Here is a 21,821-nt window from a genome sequence, read left to right on the forward strand (position 1 = left end):
TGTATAGTCTATAGTTTAAAATATGACGAAATTTCGATATGCTATACCAAAAAAACTACACCCCATTGTCTTAAACTACTAACAAAAGACAATAGGTGTAGCTTTCCAATAATTAATTTAGCATTATAAAATAATTGGGCGCATATCTTCAAGTATCCCCTCTTCCTCAGTTGCACGTTGGATACTTTCACCCACAATATGAACCATATCCTCTAATTGTTCCACAGTGGATGCCAATGGAGGCATGAGAATAACCACGTCACCGATAGGACGACAGATAAGTCCTTGCTCACGGGCGAGGATTGCCACCTTAGCACCGACCGCATCATTCGGGCGATACGCTTCGTGAGTTGCCACATTTTTTTCAAGTTCAATACCTACGATGAGGCCTCGCTGACGAACCTCTTTAACATGCTTCAATGACTTAATAGGTTCTAAAGCCTTTGTGAAAGCTTCTACTTTAACAGGCAATTGTTCAATTACCTTTTCATCACGGAATACTTTCAAAGAAGCCAACGCAACGGCACAGGCCAAGGCATTACCGGTATAAGAGTGACCATGATAGAAGGTTTTCTTTTCTTCAAAAGTGCCGAGGAATGCATCGAATACGCGTTTTGTAGTCAATGTTGCTGCTAATGGAAGGTACCCACCAGTGATGCCTTTGGATAAGGTCATAAAATCTGGAGATACGCCTTCATGCTCGCAGGCAAAGAATTTACCAGTCCGACCAAAGCCTGTAGCCACTTCGTCGACGATGAGGAATACATCGTGTTGTTCTGTTAACTCACGAACACGTTTCAAATAGCCGTGAGGCATTACGAGCATACCCGCTGCTGCTTGCACCAATGGTTCCATAACAAGAGCTGTAATTTCATCGCCTTCTTCGTTAAGGATACGTTCCAATTCAGTCAACGACTCTTCAAAAGCTTTATCTCGATCTGCCAAATCTCTATACACACCAGGGCTTGGCAATGTTAATGGTTTAAATAATAGATTATGGAATACTTGGTGAAATAATTGAATACCACCTACGGATACCGTGCCTAATGTATCCCCATGATAGCCTGCATTGAGGGCGATAAACTTAGTTTTCTTAGTTTGGCCCACTTGCTGACGATATTGATATGCCATCTTAATGGCAACTTCGATAGCCGTACTACCATCATCGGACAAAAATACTTTATCGAGGCCTTCTGGAGCAAGTTCTACCAGTTCTTTACACAATTGTGCCGACGGAGGACTTACGAGGCCTAATAATGTGCTATGTGCAATTTTATCGATTTGATCCTTCAATGCTTGATTCAATACAGGATGGTTGTGACCGTGAATATTAACCCACAAGGAGGATACGCCATCGTAATACTTTTTACCGTTCTCATCGATGAGGTATACCCCCTCACCGCGCTCGATTACTACTGGCTCTTGCGCTAGCCAATCTTGCATTTGTGTAAATGGATGCCACACAAACTCGTGGTCCCATTGTGCTGCTTGTGAAAGCTGTTTTTCTGCCATTTCGTCACCTCATACTTACTAAGTTTTACAAACTATAACTCTCTATGACTATAATTAATGTAAGTTAAATTACTATATATAATGTAAGTTATATAACTATACATATCTAACTACGCTAAATTGATGTATATAATTTATGCTAAGTTTCTACCACTAATAAATAACGAATTATTCAATCTAAGCTTTATAGCCCTAAGACGATGTTCCATAATTCCTTAGAATCAATAAAAGAGCGAGCCCAACCAAGTTGAACCTTGTGAATATCCGGGCCTTGGTATGGCGGTACTACAGCTACTACAGGAACACCTGTGTAACGCTCCATATCTGCCACATTTGTTTTCAACAAGAACAGATCTACAGCTGTCGTATCATTTACGATAATAGCTTTCACCTCGATACCATGCAATTTAGCATATTCGCAAGTCAAAACGGCACGATTAATAGAACCAAGACGACCATCTGCTACGATAATAGCAGGTAATTTGATATCTTTCATAAAATCCGTGAAAGTTTTATCTCCATAAAGAGGGGTCGTAATACCGCCAGCACCTTCTACAAAGGTTATGTCATAGCGACTCACTACATCTAATGTATGTTCTACAAGGCCATCATAGTCAATCTCGATACCAGCCAATTCCGCTGCAAGGCGAGGAGAAAAATCACCGGCAATAGCATAAGGATTCACTTCATGACGACGAGATTCAGGAATACCTGCCGAGCGCATCAAATGTGTCGCATCTTTACTCTCAAGGCCGATATTATAATTATCCTCATCCATCGTCACACATTCAGGGAAAGGCACTGCACTAGAAGACACAGGTTTCACCATCCCAACAGCAAAGCCATCGTCTACAGCCATCGCCCCCAATAACCCGGTCACAAACGTCTTACCTACATCTGTATCTGTACCAATTATAGAAATACCTAACTGCTTCATACAAAGCTCCTCTCAAGCGAATACTTACTGCCGCATAGGTTAACTAATTTATATGATTAAGTTTACAATCTAATTACAATATACAGCGAAAAGGAATATATAGTCAACCTATTATTACGCTTAAGGTTTACCATAATAGGACTATATGGGACCCGAATACATTAGTGAGAGCCTAGTTAAAAATCACAGAACCTAGCTCATCGCTCCAAAGCGAGCTAAGTCGCTCTTTACTAGGTTCTGTGATTTTTATAGCTGTACTTATGTAATAGTCCCATATAGTCCTACCATCAACCTTAAATGCAAAAATAATAGGTTGGCTATATAGAGAGCGAGAAAAGGGAATGGCTAAGCCATTCCCTTTCTCTTTTGATACAGTGAATTTTGTTTTATTGATTTATGGATAGACTCGATGGGACGAGTTCACAAATACAGTTATAAAAAGAGTGATGATTAACCGATTAGCGACTTAGCTCGCTTCGGAGCGTAGAGGTTAGTCATCACTCTTTTTTACCTAAATGTAGTTATCTAACGGGGCTCCATCAAGGCCACCACTAAATCTCAATATAACGGAATTCGCCTGTATCAGGATCCATCATACCTCCATAGAAGCCCATTCCTTTTGGAAATAGTGGATGGTGGCGTAGGAAGTTAACTGTATAAATTACATTGTCTTCAGAGATATGGAATCGATCCATCCAGTCGATAAGGCCCGGTTCAATCATGCGAATAGCATCTTCACTGATACCTTTTGCTTTCATAGATTCCATGAATGTAGTAGCAGAAAAATCAATCATACCACAGTTTTCATGACCGATAATTAGCACATCTTCAATTTCCATACCATAGGTAGCAACGAGCAAGCTTTGCACGATGTTATCGATAGGTTGTGTTACACTATTGCCTGCAGTTTTGATGACAATTATCTCGCCTCGATTAAAGCCTAGTGCTTCTTCAAGCATACCTACTAAGCGGGTATCCATACAAGTTACGATGCCTAACTTTTTTGTAGGATGGCTTGTTAGCCCCGCCTTTGGTAGCTCAGGGTGTTGTTTCACATATTCTTTATTGGTTTCAATTATTTTTGTAATATCAATCATAAGGATCCTCACTTTATATACTCTATTTCCACCTGAAATAGATTCTATTCATTATATACACCTTATTCATCACAAAACAAGTTTAAATTTCAACTTATAAATTATTATTATGAATTTTACGATTATACAAAATCTTTAACTCAATAATATTAACTTTTATCTTATAATTTGTTTTTATTTATATCAATCATATAAAAACTTCAAAAATGCGATGAATATTCTGTATAATTCTGACATATATAGTAGATTTAAAAACCCTTCCTATGGTACTATTAACACTATAGAAAGCAAACGCCACATGATACCGCATATGACGTGAACTGTATGTACAGTAAGGAGGTTTTATAATGGGTATCAATCAAAAAACGTTGCCAGGCATTTTGCTCTGTGCCATTCTCGCTATTCCTTGTTGGCTACTAGGACAGCAATTTCATCTAGTAGGTAGTCCAATCTTTGCCATCATTTTAGGTATAATTATTGGTTCTATCTTTACCTCTTGGAAACGGGAAAAAACAGGTGCTGGCATTGGATTTACATCCAAAAAGATTTTACAGTGGGCCGTTATTTTGTTGGGCTTTGGTCTTAACATTACACAGATTCTACATGTAGGTTGGATTTCTTTACCTGTCATCATTTCTACCATCGCTACATCGTTAATCGTATCCTATGTTATTTATCGATTAACCCATATTGACTCTAACTCAGCTGTTCTCATCGGTGTTGGTTCATCCATTTGTGGTGGTTCCGCTATTGCTGCAGCGGCACCAGTTATTAAAGCAGAGGATCATGATATTGCACAAGCAATCTCTGTTGTATTCTTCTTCAATGTGGTAGCCGCCTTCGTATTCCCTCAATTAGGCGACGCCATTGGGCTCTCTAACATGGGCTTTGGATTGTTCGCTGGTACTGCAGTTAACGATACTTCTTCTGTAACAGCAACAGCTGCTGTATGGGATAGTATGAAAGGTACGGGCACTCAAGTTTTGGAATATGCTACTATCGTAAAGCTAACACGTACCCTAGCTATTATTCCTATATGTTTAGGCCTCGCTAGTTATCAAGTATACAAAGCCAAGAAAAATGCCTCTCAGACAGATGGTGCAAACGTTAGTATTGCTAAGATTTTCCCAAGATTCGTTTTATACTTTGTACTTTGCTCCCTTATTACAACAGCATTATCCTATGCTAATGTAGATATTCAATTCTTGAGTATCTTCAAAACAATTTCCAAATACTTTATTACAATGGCCATGGTAGCAATCGGCCTTAATACAAATATTGTAAAATTATTAAAATCCGGCGGCTCTGCCCTAGCCTTAGGCGCTTGTTGCTGGATTGCTATCTCCGCCGTAAGCCTTATGGCACAACATATGATAGGTTTATGGTAGAAAATATACATATATTGTATATTATGTTATAATTATATATGAATAGAATAGTAAGGACCCCTCCAGTAATGGAGGGGTTTCGTGCTACTATTCACCTTATTAGTACTTTATCATACCATAGTCAGGAGGGTTAATATGTACTTCTTACAAGGACTTCTTGTCGGTCTCGCTACGTTTGCCCCTGTTGGCATGCAAAACCTCTTCATTATTAATACGGCCTTGGTGCAACCTGTCCGTCGCATTATATTGACGCTAATCATACTAGCGTTTTTTGACATGAGTTTAAGTGCTGCCGCCTTCTATGGTATTGGTGCCGTTCTTGAAATGTGGCCACTCACAAAGCTCATAGTTCTCCTCTTTGGGGGCCTCCTCATTGTTTATATGGGCTTTAATATATTTAAAACTGAACCAGACATGCGCAATGTGGACACACATATTCCAATTAGAAAAATTATTGTCTCAGCCATTGCGGTATCATGGGGCAATCCTCAAGCCATTCTAGATGCGACAATGATGCTCGGTGCTTTTCAAGCTAATATTCCAAAAGAAAGCATCTACCACTTCTTCGCTGGTTTCTTAGTTATGACACCTATTTGGTTTGGTTCTCTAGCTACTACAATGCATCTACTAGCTAAAAAAATTAAAATTACTCATATGGCATGGATTAACCGTTTCTGTGGTTCGGTTCTCGTCATTTATGGTATCAAATTATGTATTGATGGCTTCATGATGTTAAGAGACTTTTTGTGAGGTTATACAAAGAAAAGTCTAAATCACTAATACCATCATAACTATATAAGAAAAATACAAATAGATGATGTACAGAAAAAGAAAAAAGTCGTTAGCAAGTTGCTAACGGCTTTTTCATTTATAATCTCATTTATAATTCTTCAAGTACTTGCCGGAACATATCTCTAAGAGCTACAATATACGAATTATTTTGATTTCGTTGCGATATAAAGTAGTAGTGGCGTTCCATAGGTTTACTATGATTCGTCAATACCTTACGTTCAATACCTGGCATAGGATCTGTTAAGTATTTAAAACAATCTAATAGTAATAGCCCTTGCTGCCCTGCAACCAAGTATCGTGCTTCTTCTAACGTGCGAGCATAAGCGAAAGCACCATTATAACCTATAGCTTTGCGATAATGTTCCTCTTCAGACAAGGTATATTTCCCGCGACACAATAAAATAAGTGGTAAATCATCGATATGCTTTAGTTCTACACAATCTTCATTAGTATATCCTTGTGGTACCTCTATAAATGTAGTGGATTTATCAATTAAATGACTTTCAAAATCATCAGATAAAATTTGCCATTGATCATTAAATACTACATCTACACGACGATCACTAAGCATGCCATATAGCTCTTCATGGCTGCCGCTGTACATACGAATATCTAAATTTTTATAACGCTTTGCCATGTGAATCACAGTTTGCTGCATAGCAATCCCACTATAACGGTTCAAATAGCCAATGCGCAAACTCACCCGTGCATCTGTACCAATGCGCGTCGTTTCTACCTTAATATCATGGAACCGTTCTAATAACTTCTTACCAGATCGATATAAATATTGTCCTGCTGGTGTTAGATGAAAGCTTCGTTTCTCTCGAACCATTAATTCAACACCAAGGCTATTTTCAAGAGCCTTGATTTGCTGAGATATAGCAGATTGAGATACATATTGCTCTGTTGCAGCTTGTGTAAAACTGTTATTATCTACTACACATACAAAATACTCTAATTGTTTTAATAACATAACGATGCACTCTCATCTCTCTTACGGATTAGACAAATCAATACCTTTGAAACATTTCGCAACATATAGCCCCATATTGGAGTTTGCTATACGTTTTCTCTACATAGTATCTTACATAGAATCTATAGTATCTATCGATTCTCTACATAGTACTAAATATATTTAACTATGTCTAAAACGGTGAAAGCAGATCAGCTATGATGATTAACTTTCACTGGGAATAACTAAACTACGATAAATAAACAGGGCCGCTACAAAGAATATAGCTGCTGTAGACCAAAAGACCGCCCCATACCCAAAGGCATGAGCAATCATGCCACTAAGGACAGGCCCCAATACATTTCCCATCATGGCTACACTGGACACTGCACCAAACACGATACCTCGGCGCTCAATAGGAACAGCCTTGGATATGAGCGTATTCGCAATCGGTGTAATAAAGCCCATGAAGAATCCTGCAATGGCACGGAATATACCAAGTCCCCATATGCTAGGCATTATATATTGAAGTATAAACAAAGTCCCTACAGCCCATGTAGCAGTAAAAACAATACGAGGCATGGTTAAACGTTCTGTTATCTTACCAATGGAGATTGAAGCTAAAGCACTAAACAAACCGGCGCCAAAGATGATTATACCAACAATAGTGGCTATAAACTCATCATTCATATGCATATAGTGCTTAATGTATAGTGGTAAAATGGGGCCAATGCCGGTAATACCAAAATTACATAGAAACAATAGCCCTACCAAGAGGCGAACACGAGGTATGACCAAAAAGGATTTAATTAGAGACAGCTGCGACTCTCTAGCATCTACCTTATGCTCAAACTGTAGATTAGGCATGAATAGATAAATCCCCAACATACAAAGCCCTGTTAAGGATGAGAACATAACAAATGGAGCGCGATAACCTAATAAGTCCGCTGCCAAACCACCCATGAGTGGTCCAAATACGAGGCCCATAACCATGGAAGCTTGGTATAAGCCCATTGCCCAAGGTACCTTATCCTCAGGGGTTACGAGAATAATAATAGCCAATCCTATTGGAACATAGCCCCCTACCACGCCTTGCAAGATACGTAACATCAATAACTGCCATGGTGTTTGTGTAAAAGCACAGGCGCCAACAGTCACCATCAGGGTAAACAAGATGAACATCATTACCTTACGCGGACCAAGCTGATTTGCCTTACGCGACCAATATGGTGCACTCAGTGCCACCATACAAGGCGTTACACCTGATACAAGGCCTGCCCACATGGCCGCTTCCCCTGGATCATGCAGGCCTAGCTCAGCTAAAAATAACGGAAGGAAGGATAATACACCGATAATTGTTATACCCCCACCAACCTGTATAGTACAGATTAGGTATATAATTCGTTTCCAAGAAGAATCCATAATATCCTTCTTTCCTATTTGAAATTACCTATAAAGGTAGTAATATACATATCGATATGAGCTAAAGTATACTATAATACAAAAAAATGTTTATAGAACAGATTTTTACTCTTACCTCAAAAGAATGCAATAGCATATATTTACATAAATCCATAGAATATATACTTATGATTCTATTGTATCGCAAACGACAAAAAAAGACCATCGCTTATACCCATAAGGGCCAGAGATGGTCTCTTTTATCATGTGGTTCCCCTACTTTTACTAAAGAAAGAGATGCCTACAATATATTATTTTTGTTTGAACATCCAATAAATATAGTAAATAACAAGCGCATAAGTTACTACGTCAAATACAGGCAAGAATGGTACCATTTTAGATAAACGGCCAAATCCATGAACATGGATATTTGCCGCAATAATGGCAATTAGATTCAAGCGATGAATCCAGATTGCTTTTTTACGGGATACAGATTTTGCCATATTGCCTACCCAAGGTGTTAAGTATAATACCGCAAAGATAAGAGCAATAAACATAGCCACAAGGGAGATATAACCGCCCCAGAAGCCTAAGAAGGATTTCAAAGCTTTCAAGAAGTATACATACCAGTGTGCACATACGAGAACAACACTAACAATACCTACAATGCGATGAACTTCAAACATTTCTTTTGGATTATATCGTTTGATAAACCATTTTGGTTTTGTTGCAATGTATGTTAATACAAGCCATGCCACATAAGGAATAAGTCCTAAGTGAACCTTCCAGTTGCCGAATGGTCTACCACCTGTTACATAACCATATTCCACCATACCCATAAATATTAGGGATAAAACTGCAATCCAAATTAAAATATGGTATTTACTCTTAAACTGTTTTTTTACAACTTCTGCCATAATAAACCTCTCTACGTCCTATACGATCTACAAGTATACATCTAGTTTGGCCTAATGTAGCATGCTAATAAAACACTCTCACCCTATAGCATTCTACTTAGAACTAATTACTGATTAAATTAGAATCCAATTATTACATTAGAATTTGAAGTTAAGATCCGCACGATAGTAATCATTTACGCGATTGCCTTCTTGTGTTTTAGCATTGAAACCGTAGTATGCATTAATGCCAATATTTTTCTCTGGTGCATAAGATGCGCCCAACTCCCACGCCTTATAACCTTCAAAACGCGTTGTTTTTTGTAAATCATTAGATTCGTATTTTTGTGTTTTGAAAATCGGTGCATTTTTAGCTTGATCGTAGTAATCTAAGCCTACTGCCCAAGAATTCTTTTTATCAATTTTGTAGTTGCCCCATTTAGCGCCTACATTCCAAATATCAGAATCACTCAAGCCTGATGCTTTAACCCACTCACCGTGAACATCAAGTTTACCTACATTATATTTCGCATTGAAGCCATATACATTATCAAAGTCATTATTTTTCTTGCCATTACCCATGCGTACATTCGCTGTACCTACATGAGCAAGCATACCACCAAAGCTAAAGTGATCATTTACAGCCACATTAGCATTCACAATGCCCACATCACCGTTATTTTCCTTGGAAACTTTTGCAAAACGGCCTGCTGTCATATAACCATAGCCACCATTTAATGTCACTTTTTTACCAAGCTTAGCTGTAGCACCAACACCATCAAAGTTGGAGTTATAAATGAGACCACCGCCAAATTTTTGAGTATAGCGCCCCGCATCGACCACAACATTTTTATCGAACTTGTGCTCTACGTATGCCAAATCCCAATTAGCTTGTGCCTCTTTAGAGCTATCACCTAGCTCGATAGAACCTGTAGTAATACGCGCTTTAACAGAGGTATTTTTATTAACCTTTGCATCGAGACCTAGACGTACACGAGCTGTGATCTTATCTTCGTAATCATAACCATCGCCACCCTCTTTACCGATGTAGTTGATACGAGCATCACCAGTAACTTTTACATTGCCTACGCGGTCTTCCAATTTAGCTACACGCACACCAAGTGTATTCAATTCATTGGAAAATTCATCCGCCAAGCGATTTAACATAGCTTGTTGTTCCGCATTTGCCCGATCTTGATTAGCCATGCCTTTCGCAATCATTTGGGCCATTTCATAACGCGTAATATTATTTTGCCCTTTGAAAGTACCATCAGGATATCCATTGATAATACCAGCTGTAGCCAATTGATCTACTGCTTGATAAGCCCAACTATCAGAAGGAACATCAGAAAATGGGTTAACAGCAAAAGCTGTAGCCACACCCATCATGGCAGCCACTGCAAAAGCACTGGTCATTTTACGTTTAATCATACTAAACCTCACACAATAAAAATAACAAGAATAAAAATGAATAGATAATGAATTTATGAACCTAATTATCATTATCATGTTTAACATACAGATAATAACAATTTTCATTATACGAGTAAAGGGAAAATGTATATCAATCTCATAATCATTTATGACTCAAACTGATAATATCCTATGTTAATTTACTAGAAACTATAAATGTAACGAAAAATCCCTTCTGCATGATACAGAAGGGATTCTAGTAATTCATATTATTTCTTTTTAAACATCAAGTAAATGCAGTAAAGAACGAGACCGTATGTAATGATATCAAACACTTGTAAGAATGGTACCATTTTAGAAATACGATTAAAACCATGAATATGGATATCTGCAGCAACAAGTGCTACAAGATTTAATCGATGTAACCAAATACCTACATTACGACCAGATGGTGTAACCTTTCTAAGTTTTGGAGTTAAGAACGCAAGGCCAGAGATTGTAGCAATACCAAAGGAGGTAAGAGCCACATATCCGCCCCACCAACCAAGGATGGATTTAGCCGCTTTACCAAAATAGAGATATAAATGGAATGCAATAACAGCTACAGTGGCAATACCTAATGCACGGTGTACCTTATACATGTCACCTAAATTATAGCGACTTGTAAACCATTTAGGGCGAGTCGCTAAATAGGTCATGATGATCCATACACACCATGGCACAAGACCCGTATACACTTTATAATTACCAAAGGCACGACCACCGGCCATGTAGCCCCACTCTAATAAACCGATCATAACTAAGGAGAAAATAGCAATCCATACAAAGATATGGTAAATACTTTTTTTCTGTTTTGTTTCAACTTGATTCATCATATACCTCTCGAAAATAATACCTAAAAAATTCAATCTATACGATATAGTTTATCATTTAAATCGAATTTTGTAGATTACTTATATTAGATACATAGTATATATTATAAGAATAATTCTAAATTAAAATACCTATTATAGTCATTCTAAGCTTATTACAATGAATAAATTTCTTCTCTACAGAGAATACATTGTAATCTACTAATATAGAATCGGTAAATAAAAGCCCCTCATAGTTGTGAGCATATGCTTTCACCACTACAAGGGGCCATAGATTAATGAATCCTATTATATATAGGCATACAAATTAATCATCATCCTAATTATTTTTGATCCCGTTTACGATATACGATGAACGGACGTGTTAAGTAGTTGAGTGGAACACTCAAGCAGTGTACCAAACGGCTGAATGGGAAAATAATAGCAACCACCATCCATGCCAACATGTGGAATTTAAACATGAATGGTACGCCTTCCATCAAGGATGGATCAGGCATAAAGGATAGTAAGCTACGGAACCATGGACCGATGGATACACGGTAATCAAAGAAGCCAGATGCATTAAGCAATGTACCAGCCATACCACTAAAGATAGCTAATGTTAAGAATAAATATAACCATTTATCAAGGCCAGATGTATTTACTTTCATAGCAGGTACAGTAAAGCGACGTTTCATCAAGAGCAAGAAACCAACGATGAAAATGATACCCGCTACAGCACCCATATATAATGCACCTTCATGGTACATATGGTCATTGATACCCATAGCTGCAGTCCAAGCTTTAGGTACTAATACACCTACTACGTGACCGCCGATAACGCATAGCAAACCAAAGTGAAACAATGGATTGGCAATACGCAATTGTTTTTTCTCTAAAAATTCACTTGATTTTGTAGTCCAGTTTCTTTCAAAGTAGAAGAAACGAACAAGTGTGCCTACGATTAAGAAGGTAAACGCAATATATGGCAAAGCGCCCCATAAAAATAGATTCATCGTGCACCGTCCTCCAATCCATTTGCAACCGACAATATGATATCAAATAAGAATGCATAGGTCAGTTTTGCTTCGATCAATCGATCCCTAATATATTCTAGCTTTGGTTTACAATAATCATATACTTCACGAGCCTTTTCAGGTTCGATAACTGCACATAACTCTAAAATAGCTGGAATATAGTCAGGCATCTCCTTTGGTAAATCATAGCCATTTTCTAGGAAGAAGGCTTTATATTTAACGAGTTCCTCTGCTTGTTCCCCTGTACCTTGCAATTCGTAAGTCGATAAGTACATCGTCGTATTACGGCTGAAGTCAAAGATACGTACGTATTGGTCTTCAAAGGCCTTACGATCCGTTTCTTCAATGTAATCAAAGAACTCTAGCAATCCTTGGCGAAGCTGAGGATGCTCAACAGAGTAAGTATCCTCTTTCCATTCACCAAGTTCATTGTACCAAGATTCATCTGGATACCGAAGCAAAAAAGAAGCAATGAGAGCTATTTTTTGTGCATCATCCATTATGGCAACCCCCTGTCGGGCATGCAAAACCACGATTGTGTTGCATTTCTAAGCGACCTTCGCGAGATACATTAACATCGGATGGGATAACAAAACGATCATTATATTTAGACAAGGCTAACAATTTGTACATAGCATACATTTGCTCTTCTGTAAGATCTACTTCATGAGCGATTGCTTCATCACCTGTTTCACGGCGACGCATGTATTCACGCATATCGAGAATGCGTTGTAATACACGAGCTAAAATATCTGTATTACCAGCAGTAAACATATTAGCTAAGTATTGTACAGGCACGCGCATTTCATGTGCATCTGGCAAGTATACATCAGATGTAACACGTTGTAAAATTGGGCTGAGCGGTGGCACATACCAAACCATTGGCAATGTGCGATACTCTGGATGCAATGGCAATGCAACGCCCCATTCTTTTACAAGCTTGTAAACAGGAGATTTTTTAGCTGCTTTCAAGAATGCTTCAGAGATACCTGCTTCGCGAGCGGCTTTAATAACCTCTGGATCATTAGGGTCCAAGATTAAATCTACTGTATTTTGGTAGATGTCTTGTTCATCCTTCGTAGCTGCCATTTCTTGAACTTTGTCCATATCGTATAAGACTACACCAACATAGCGCATACGACCTACACATGTTTCAGCGCATATTTGAGGCAGACCATTTTCCAAACGAGGATAACAGAATACACATTTTTCAGCTTTATTCGTTTCCCAGTTATAGAAGATTTTTTTGTATGGGCAAGATGGAACGCAATGTCTCCAACCGCGGCATACATCTTGGGAAACAAGTACAACACCATCTTCATCACGCTTGTAGATGGCACCGGATGGACATGCCGCTACACATGCAGGATTTAAACAGTGGTTACAAAGACGTGGTAAATAACGCATGAATACTTCTTCGTAGTCAAATACGATATCGTCACCCATCTTAGCCAAGTTCACATCTTCTCGTGCATGATGACCTCCAGCCAAATCATCATCCCAGTTAGGGCCCCATGTTACTTCCATTTTTTGCTTTGTTAGCAAGGAACGAGGACGTGCTACAGGTTGATTATTTTTACGACCGGTATGAATCAATGTTTCATAATCGTATGTCCAAGGTTCAAAGTAATCCGTAATTTCTGGTTGTTCTGGATGATAGAACAACTTCATCAATCGAGAGCCTTTAGAGCCTGTTGAAAGCGCCAAATTACCGCTTTTATCGAGAGTCCAGCCACCCTTCCATTTCTCTTGGTTTTCCCAATTACGTGGGTAACCCACGCCAGGGCGGGTTTCCACGTTATTAAAGTACATATATTCCGCGCCTTCGCGGTTCGTCCATGTATTTTTACAAGTAATAGAGCATGTATGACAGCCTAAACACTTGTCCAAATTTAGGACCATGGATACTTGAGCTTTAATCTTCAAGCCAATCCACCTCCTTCAATTTACGAGCCACAATTGTCATATCACGTTGGTTACCAGTTGGGCCATAGTAGTTAAAGCCATAGCTCAATTGACCATAACCGCCGATCATGTGTGTCGGCTTCATGTGAATATGAGTTGGCGCATTGTGTGTACCACCGCGACGATCTTTCTTAACTTGCGTACCAGGAACGTTGATGTGACGGTCTTGGGAGTGATGCATATAAGAAATGCCACGAGGAATACGTGGAGATACAACTGCACGAGCTGCAACTACACCATTTTTATTGAAAGCTTCTACCCAGTCGTTATCTTTAACACCAATTTCTGCTGCATCATCTTCGTTGAGCCAAATTGTTTGGCCACCACGGAATAATGTTAACATTTGTTGGCTATCAAAATACATACTATGTGTAGACCACTTATTATGTGGTGTTAAGTATTTCAATGTAATTTCTGGAATACCTTCTTGTTTATAATCACCTTGTACTGGTTTATATGATAATACAGGTTTATACAATGCCATAGCTTCGCCATAGTCGCGCATCATTTCATGATCACAATAGAACGATTGACGACCTGTTACAGTACGGAATGGTACCTTATCTTCTGTAGATGTTGTAAATGGAGAATAACGACGATTTTTATCGTTCTTACCAGTACTTGTTACAGAGCTAATGATAAAGCGTGGTTGACGAACCATGTCATCGAAAGTAATCTTTTCTTGTTCGCGACCTTTTGCATTCTTTTCAAGCCCAGAAAGACCTGTTTTTTCTTCCATCGCTTTCCAAGAACGAACCGCTAATTTACCATTTGTACAAGAAGATAATGTTAATACAACATTACAAGCTTCCTTACATTCGTAAATGCTTGGACGGCCATGAGAAATGAAGTCTGGATTATCAATCGTACCATTTTGACCATACAATGTTTGATATTCGTCAGATACATCCCACGCCAAACCGTGAGCACCCATTTTATTTTCGATATTAGGTCCTAAAGCAATGTATTTTTCAAAGATCTGACTGTAATCGCGTTTTACATGAACGAGGTTCGGCATTGTTTTACCAGGGATTGGTTCACATTCGCCTTTACTCCAATCAAGAACTTTACCTTCTGGTTGCGCTACTTCGCCTGGGCTATCATGGCCAAGTGGAGTAGCTACAATATCTTCATATTCTGTAAAGCCAGATTCTTTTGCTACGCGAGATACTGTTTCTGCAAGAGTGCGGAATGTATCCCAGTCAGATTTAGTTTCCCATGCGCAATCAACAGCTGCTTGGAATACATGTACATATGGATGCATGTCCGTAGAAGACAAGTCTTCTTTTTCATACCATGTAGCTGCGGGGAACACGATATCAGAATATAAACCTGTAGACGCCATACGGAAGTCGATATCAATTAAGAGATCAAGCTTACCCGCACCATCTGCTTCACGCCATTTAATTTCTTCTGGGCGTGTAGGAGCATCATCATCTTCCAATACGGCATTTTTTGTGCCTAATAAATGTTTCAAGAAGTATTCGTGGCCTTTAGAAGAAGAACCGATAAGGTTCGCACGCCATACAAACAAGTTACGTGGATGGTTTTCTTTAGCTGCTGGATCCTCTACACAGAATTGTAAATCTTTATTTTTCAAGGCTTGTGCCACATATTGGTTGATTTCCGCTTCTGTACTAGCACCGGCTGCACGAGCATCATTAATCAATTCTTGGCTACCTTTATTGAAAGTAGGATAGGATGGCAACCAACCTAAACGAGCTGCTAAGACGTTGTAATCCCCAGGATGACGATAGCGAGGTTTAGCCAATTTAGATACGCGGTCTGCCAAGTCGATGCAGTCAGAACGATATTGTTCTGTAGCAAAGTAGAACCAAGATGTACCATTTTGCAAACGAGGAGCCTTACTCCAGTCATTGGCAGTCATGATACCACCCCAACCTTCAACAGGACGAAGCTTTTCTTGACCTACGTAGTGGGCCCAACCACCGCCGTTAACACCTTCTGTACCACAGAACATGATAAGGTTCAAAATAGTACGGTAAATAACATCGGCATGGTACCAGTGGTTGATGCCACCGCCCATGATAATCATGGAACGACCTTTGGTTTTTTCAGCATTATCTGCAAATTCACGTGCTGTAGCAATAGCAATGTCCGCTTTTACGCCAGTGATTTTTTCTTGCCATGTAGGTGTATAAGGTGTGTCGTCAGTGTAAGCTGTCGCTACCTCACCACCGATACCGCGGTCAATACCGTAGTTAGCAAGAATGAGATCGTATACAGTAGTCACTTTCACAGGACCATCAACAGTTTGTACTGTAATAGTTGGAATAGCGCGTTCAATAATACCTTCGTGTTCTTCATCACCAAAGTACGGTAACTTAACAACAGTCACGTCTTCACGTTGATCAAATACGGACAAGCGAGGATCAATTTTAGCTCCTGTATCACGATTTTCAAGTCGTAAATTCCATTTTTGTGGGTTCGTGTGACGTTCACCCATTGTACCATTAGGTACAACGATTTCATTTGTTAATTCATCAATCAATACCATTTGGAAGTCAGCGCCTTCCTCTTGGCGACCTAAGTCCTTAGCATTCAAGAAACGGCCTGGTTGAACTGTGCCGTTGATATCTTCAACGCGTACAAGGAATGGCATATCTGTGAACTCTTTTGCATACTCTTTGAAGTATGGAGTTTCTTTGTCGATGTAATATTCTTTTAGGATAACGTGACCCATTGCCATTGCAAGAGCCGCATCGGTACCAGCTTTTACATTGAGCCATGCATCGGAAGAAGTTGTAGATTCCGCATAGTCAGGAGACACGGATACTACTTTAGTACCTTTATAACGAACCTCTGTCAAGAAGTGAGCATCTGGCGTACGGGTCAACGGTACATTAGAACCCCACGTCATGATGTAACCAGCATTATACCAGTCACCAGATTCAGGTGTATCAGTTTGTTCACCCCAAACTTGAGGGCTGGAAGGTGGCAAATCGGCATACCAGTCATAGAAGGACAATGGTGTGCCACCCATCAAGTTAAGGAAACGAGCCCCTGCTGCATAGGACAACATGGACATCGCAGGAATTACAGAGAAGCCTGCGTTGCGGTCAGGGCCATATGTTTTTGCTGTATATAGTAAGGATGCTGCAGTAATTTCTGTTGCTTCATCCCATGTGGAGCGCACAAAGCCACCCATACCACGGGCTGACTTATATTTTTTCGCTTTTTCAGGATCTTCTACGATAGATTTCCAAGCTTCGATTGGATTCTTAGCATGCTTCTTCGCTTCTCTCCAAAGCTCGACCAATTCGCCACGTACATAAGGATATTTTACGCGCAAAGGGCTATAAAGATACCAAGAGAATGTTGCACCACGAGGGCACCCACGTGGTTCATAATCTGGCATATCATCTGGTGTTTCAGGGTAGTCAATTGCTTGATTCTCCCAGGCTACAACACCGTTTTTAACATAAATATTCCAGCTACAAGAACCAGTACAGTTTACGCCATGCGTTGTGCGGACAACTTTATCGTAAGACCAACGGTCACGATAATAATTTTCCCATTCACGACCTCCATCTTCTGTGATTTGATGGCCGTTTGGAGATACTTCCTTCTTGCGAAGAAACTTAAACTTTTGAGACAACAAGCTCATCTCGTGTCCTCCTTCAAAACTACAAAAAAATCCCTTGTGCTAGATGTGCTAACACAAGGGAGAAAATCCTGTTATTCGATATTACTAATATTAGGGTCAATACTATCAACCTCTAAATCAAGTAATCCGATTAAAGCGTCAAAATCACAGATTACTAGATGGTGTTTGTCATAGGCTACATAGCCTAACTTACGTAACTCACTTAACATGCGATTTAAACTTTCTCTTGATGTGGCAGCAAACTCAGCCAATTCTTGATTTGTTAGGGCAATATCAATAAAGATACCATCCTCGCGCTTTACACCATAACTATTGGCTAAGCGCAACAAGGTAGAATAGAATGCTCCCTTCTTGCCGTAAAGTAGCAAGTCCCGGTATTTTGCCTGTTGACGACGCATATGTAAAGTGTAGATTTTCATCATTGCAATAGCCAATGAATGGTCTTTTGCAATAGCCCCTTCCAACACATCATAGCGTATACAATAAACAGAGCAATCCTCCCGAGCAATGGCGTTGAACACATATGTTCTAGTGTTCTCCTCATACAACGGAACCTCACCAATTACATTATTCGGCCCTACTAAACGCAACGCAAAAATGTGTCCGCTAGCTTCGAACTTCTTAATGCTCATTCTACCTTTTACTACTACGTAAAAGTATTCTGCCTTGTCCCCCTCACGGAAGAGAAAATCACCTTTTTTAAGATGTAGTTCCTCACCCGGCAAAGCAAGCAATTGGTTAATTAATTCTTGATCCATACCATTATCACTCCACAGTACTTTTATAACAAAATCCATTAGTTATACTAATCTATTTATAGTAAAAGTACGTATACTATATACTTTTTCGTATATATATGATTATTATAACTTATTAATTTCAGAATATGTGTGTTTTACATCACATTCACAAAAAAAAATACACTATATAATATATCTGTGATGTAAGACATTGAAAAATATTAATGCTACAATAATTATAACGCAGTTTTGTAAGTAAATCGAATGCTTTCTATGGAAATTCTTTAGATTTTACTATATATATATATATATATATATATATATATATATATATATATTATATATAATCTTATATATTTTTCTTGTCTACGTGTATAGTTGTTACAGTAAGGAGAAGTTCAAAATGAGCGAACTAAAAATGCCTCAAGTAGGGGCAAGCCGTAGCGAAATTGTGGCTAATTGGCAACCAGAAAATCCAGAATTTTGGGAAAAGTTTGGTAAAAAAATTGCTAAACAAAACCTGGTTATATCCACAATTGCATTAACCCTTTCATTCTGTGTATGGTATTTATGGGCAACCATTGCAGCACAACTAAATGGCGCTGGCTTTAACTTTACAACAGATCAATTATTTACATTAGCCGCATTACCAGGTCTTGTAGGTGCTACATTACGTTTCGTATATACCTACATGCCGGCCTTAATCGGTGGTAAGAACTGGACATTTATTTCCACACTTATTCTATTAGTTCCTGTTGTATGGCTTGGCTTTGCCGTTCAAGATACAACAACTTCTTATACGACATTCATGATCTTAACTGTCCTCATCGGTTTAGCGGGCGGCAACTTCTCGTCCTCCATGGCGTACATTGGCAACTTCTTCCCTAAATCCGAAAAAGGTACTGCTCTTGGTATCAACGGCGGCGTTGGTAACCTTGGTGTTTCTGTAATCTACTTCTTGGCTCCATTTGCTATGGGTTCTACTGCACTAGGTAGTGTATTTGGTGTAACACCAGCTATCATCAAAGGTAACGCAGTATACCTTGCCAATGCAGCTTTCATGTGGATCGTACCACTCGTTGTTATCCTTGCACTTATGACACGTTTCATGGATAACTTACCACTAGAAAAACCAAATCCTAAAAATCTTGTACAAATCTTTGGGAACAAACACACTTGGGCGTTTACATTACTTTATACATGTTCCTTCGGTGCTTTCTCTGGTTATGCAGCAGCACTTGGTCTATTAGTAGGTAAAGAATTCCCAGAAGTACCATTTGCTTCTATCGCATTCGTAGGTCCACTTGTAGCAGGTGCACTTCGCCCTGTAGGTGGTTGGTTAGCAGACAAAATTAACAGCGGTACAAAAGTTACCTTTGTAAGCCTTCTCGGTCTATGTGCAACAACAGCGCTAATTGCGGTTGGCGTAGATATGCACAACTTCCCATTCTTCTTTGCTATGTCCGTGTTGACATTCGTATGCTGTGGCTTCGCAACTGGTGCTACATTCCGTATGATTCCTCACGTATTTGGCAATCCATTGCTTTCCTCTTTAATTACAGGTTTCGTTGCTGCCGTAGCTGCATACGGTGCCTTCATTACACCTAAAATCTTCGGTTTTGTATATTCCATGTTTGGCAATATTCACCCAGCCTTTGCTGTATTACTTGCGTTCAACCTTGTAACTGTATCTGTGTGCTACTGGTTCTATGTGCGTAAAGGTGCAAACATGAACGTATAATTTTCTGGAACAGAAAATTTACGTTCACTGAACAGTACAACAAAATATAATTCACTTTTCTATACTAAGTGATAAAAGAAACCCCGCATCTCTCCTCCATACTTATCAGTTCTACGGCCTAGGGCCTTGACCTCGTAAGTCGGATCGATGCGGGGTTCTCTTTTATGAGAATATAGTTGCGAATGCGATACTCATATATTGTGAATTATATTTTACGAAGTATAGTGCGTATATTAACTTTTCTGTTCAAAATTATAGCCTTCATTTTGAGGGGAGAAAAATGGACTGTTAAGCAGTCCATTCATTCTAATTTGACGATATATATCTTTATCTCTATAATATAAATAGATAGTCAGACGAGTAGGAACGTCAGGCGCATCTCAAAAACAAAACATATAGGAAATGGCCTTTCTGTTTATCTAATTACACTGGGTAACGGAGGGCTATTTGCTTTTTGAGAGACCCAACCTCGCCGACTACCTTAAGAACATTATAAATCGAACGAATATACGATACAATAAGCAGTTATTTATCGATATATATGAATTAAATAATAACAAAAAGGGACTGCAACGCAGTCCCTTTTTTATTATCCAAAGATTTCTTCTAGTAGTGCATCATCGATGATGGTACCAACGTAGAAGTCGCTGAAGATACCATATTTTGCACTGGCAACTTCAAAGCGCATATCATATACAATTTTTTTGAATTGGATGTCGTCGTTGCTGAAAATGGTAATGCCCCATTCCCAGTCGTCTAGGCCACAGCCCCCAGTAGTGAATTCAGATAATACATCCAAGTATGTTTTACCAAGTTCACCATGAGCTTTCATCAAAGCACCGCGTTCTTGCGGTGGTAACATGAACCAATTGTCATCACCTTCGCGTTTTTTACTCATATTATAAAAACAGATATATTTATCGCGAGGTACATGAGGATATAATTTTTGATTAACCTCCTCTGTATCTAACTTGGCCTTAACATAGGTGCTTACTTCTGTTACAGAAGTATAAGAATAAGTTTGCACCAACACGCTTGCAATAGCTAAACGACGGAATTTACGTTCTACTTGAGCCAAGTATTCAAGGGATGGACCGAGAATCCATAAGATTAAATCCCCTTTTGCTCCATTACAATCATAGAATGCATAGCTACCTTCTTTAGCTTGATGTTTAGCTTCAAGGTCGGCTAAGAATGCTTTTAATTCATTGCGCGCTGCTGCTTTTTCATCCTCTGTGAAGCAGTTCCATGCGCTGAAATCCATGGCGAATACCATGTGTTGGCTATGCCAACCTTCTACTGTAGGGATTGCTTTTCCCATTATGATCACTCCTATCTATGGTGATTATATCAAAATAATAATGTATATCTATAATTACGGAAATCAAAAGACTCCACTTACTATTATAGCATATAGAGTCTTTTCAATTTAGTTTCTATTGAGATTTTTTATTAGTATATTCTTTAGTTA

17 protein-coding genes are annotated in these 21,821 nt (G+C 39.0%); 3 read left to right on the forward strand and 14 right to left on the reverse strand.

Translation table 11 applies throughout. The features are described from left to right. Positions 1-123: 123 nt before the first annotated feature. The 3 genes from bioA to NE668_RS04935 form a co-directional block, all read right to left on the reverse strand. A complete protein-coding gene (gene bioA, locus NE668_RS04925) occupies positions 124-1,512 on the reverse strand; it encodes an adenosylmethionine--8-amino-7-oxononanoate transaminase (RefSeq protein WP_227037669.1) in 1,389 nt (462 codons plus the stop codon). Between the two features lie 184 nt (positions 1,513-1,696). Then, complete coding sequence (bioD, locus tag NE668_RS04930) at positions 1,697-2,449, reverse strand: dethiobiotin synthase (RefSeq protein WP_227037667.1); 753 nt, start codon at positions 2,447-2,449, stop codon at positions 1,697-1,699. 551 nt (positions 2,450-3,000) lie between these two features. Next, positions 3,001-3,546, reverse strand: coding sequence for a beta-class carbonic anhydrase (locus tag NE668_RS04935; protein ID WP_004694000.1), 546 nt, complete (start codon positions 3,544-3,546; stop codon positions 3,001-3,003). 347 nt (positions 3,547-3,893) lie between these two features. Between NE668_RS04935 and NE668_RS04940 the strand changes: the two genes are divergently transcribed. Both NE668_RS04940 and NE668_RS04945 read left to right on the forward strand, forming a co-directional pair. Then, positions 3,894-4,934 (forward strand): YeiH family protein, encoded by a 1,041-nt coding sequence (locus NE668_RS04940; protein WP_004694002.1) that lies wholly within the window; start codon positions 3,894-3,896, stop codon positions 4,932-4,934. A 135-nt stretch (positions 4,935-5,069) separates the two neighbouring features. After that, a complete protein-coding gene (locus tag NE668_RS04945) occupies positions 5,070-5,684 on the forward strand; it encodes a LysE/ArgO family amino acid transporter (RefSeq protein ID WP_004694005.1) in 615 nt (204 codons plus the stop codon). Between the two features lie 130 nt (positions 5,685-5,814). On the opposite strand, the gene NE668_RS04950 is transcribed toward NE668_RS04945, so the two are convergent. From NE668_RS04950 to NE668_RS04995, 10 genes are all read right to left on the reverse strand, one after another. Next, entirely contained in the window at positions 5,815-6,699 is an 885-nt protein-coding gene (locus tag NE668_RS04950) for a LysR family transcriptional regulator (RefSeq protein ID WP_227037664.1), read from the reverse strand. Positions 6,700-6,903: 204 nt separating this feature from the next. Next, positions 6,904-8,100: an MFS transporter gene (locus tag NE668_RS04955; RefSeq protein WP_227037662.1), complete on the reverse strand. Its 1,197-nt coding sequence runs from the start codon at positions 8,098-8,100 to the stop codon at positions 6,904-6,906. Between the two features lie 290 nt (positions 8,101-8,390). Further along, a complete protein-coding gene (locus NE668_RS04960) occupies positions 8,391-8,996 on the reverse strand; it encodes a hypothetical protein (protein ID WP_012863818.1) in 606 nt (201 codons plus the stop codon). Positions 8,997-9,134: 138 nt separating this feature from the next. After that, positions 9,135-10,406 carry a putative porin gene (locus NE668_RS04965; RefSeq protein WP_227037658.1) on the reverse strand — a complete coding sequence of 424 codons (1,272 nt, stop codon included), beginning with the start codon at positions 10,404-10,406 and terminating at the stop codon, positions 9,135-9,137. Between the two features lie 251 nt (positions 10,407-10,657). Then, a complete protein-coding gene (locus tag NE668_RS04970; RefSeq protein ID WP_038125765.1) occupies positions 10,658-11,260 on the reverse strand; it encodes a ferric reductase-like transmembrane domain-containing protein in 603 nt (200 codons plus the stop codon). A 323-nt stretch (positions 11,261-11,583) separates the two neighbouring features. Then, positions 11,584-12,255: a respiratory nitrate reductase subunit gamma gene (narI, locus tag NE668_RS04975; protein ID WP_227037651.1), complete on the reverse strand. Its 672-nt coding sequence runs from the start codon at positions 12,253-12,255 to the stop codon at positions 11,584-11,586. Continuing rightward, positions 12,252-12,776 carry a nitrate reductase molybdenum cofactor assembly chaperone gene (gene narJ, locus NE668_RS04980; protein ID WP_038125764.1) on the reverse strand — a complete coding sequence of 175 codons (525 nt, stop codon included), beginning with the start codon at positions 12,774-12,776 and terminating at the stop codon, positions 12,252-12,254. The genes narI and narJ overlap by 4 nt, the downstream gene beginning before the upstream one ends. Then, positions 12,769-14,202 carry a nitrate reductase subunit beta gene (narH, locus tag NE668_RS04985; protein WP_012863815.1) on the reverse strand — a complete coding sequence of 478 codons (1,434 nt, stop codon included), beginning with the start codon at positions 14,200-14,202 and terminating at the stop codon, positions 12,769-12,771. The genes narJ and narH overlap by 8 nt, the downstream gene beginning before the upstream one ends. Further along, entirely contained in the window at positions 14,192-17,869 is a 3,678-nt protein-coding gene (locus NE668_RS04990) for a nitrate reductase subunit alpha (RefSeq protein ID WP_021147668.1), read from the reverse strand. The genes narH and NE668_RS04990 overlap by 11 nt, the downstream gene beginning before the upstream one ends. A gap of 71 nt (positions 17,870-17,940) precedes the next feature. After that, on the reverse strand, positions 17,941-18,627 hold the full coding sequence (locus NE668_RS04995; protein ID WP_227037888.1) for a Crp/Fnr family transcriptional regulator: 687 nt from the start codon (positions 18,625-18,627) through the stop codon (positions 17,941-17,943). Between the two features lie 385 nt (positions 18,628-19,012). Here NE668_RS04995 and NE668_RS05000 point away from each other — a divergent pair, with 385 nt between their 5' ends. Next, positions 19,013-20,350: an MFS transporter gene (locus tag NE668_RS05000; protein ID WP_077708020.1), complete on the forward strand. Its 1,338-nt coding sequence runs from the start codon at positions 19,013-19,015 to the stop codon at positions 20,348-20,350. Between the two features lie 589 nt (positions 20,351-20,939). Here the strand turns inward: NE668_RS05000 and hemQ are convergent. Further along, positions 20,940-21,671: a hydrogen peroxide-dependent heme synthase gene (gene hemQ, locus NE668_RS05005; RefSeq protein WP_077708019.1), complete on the reverse strand. Its 732-nt coding sequence runs from the start codon at positions 21,669-21,671 to the stop codon at positions 20,940-20,942. Positions 21,672-21,821: the final 150 nt, after the last annotated feature.

Origin of the sequence: Veillonella parvula, assembly GCF_024461875.1 — a bacterium.
GTDB classification, from domain to species: domain Bacteria; phylum Bacillota; class Negativicutes; order Veillonellales; family Veillonellaceae; genus Veillonella; species Veillonella parvula_I.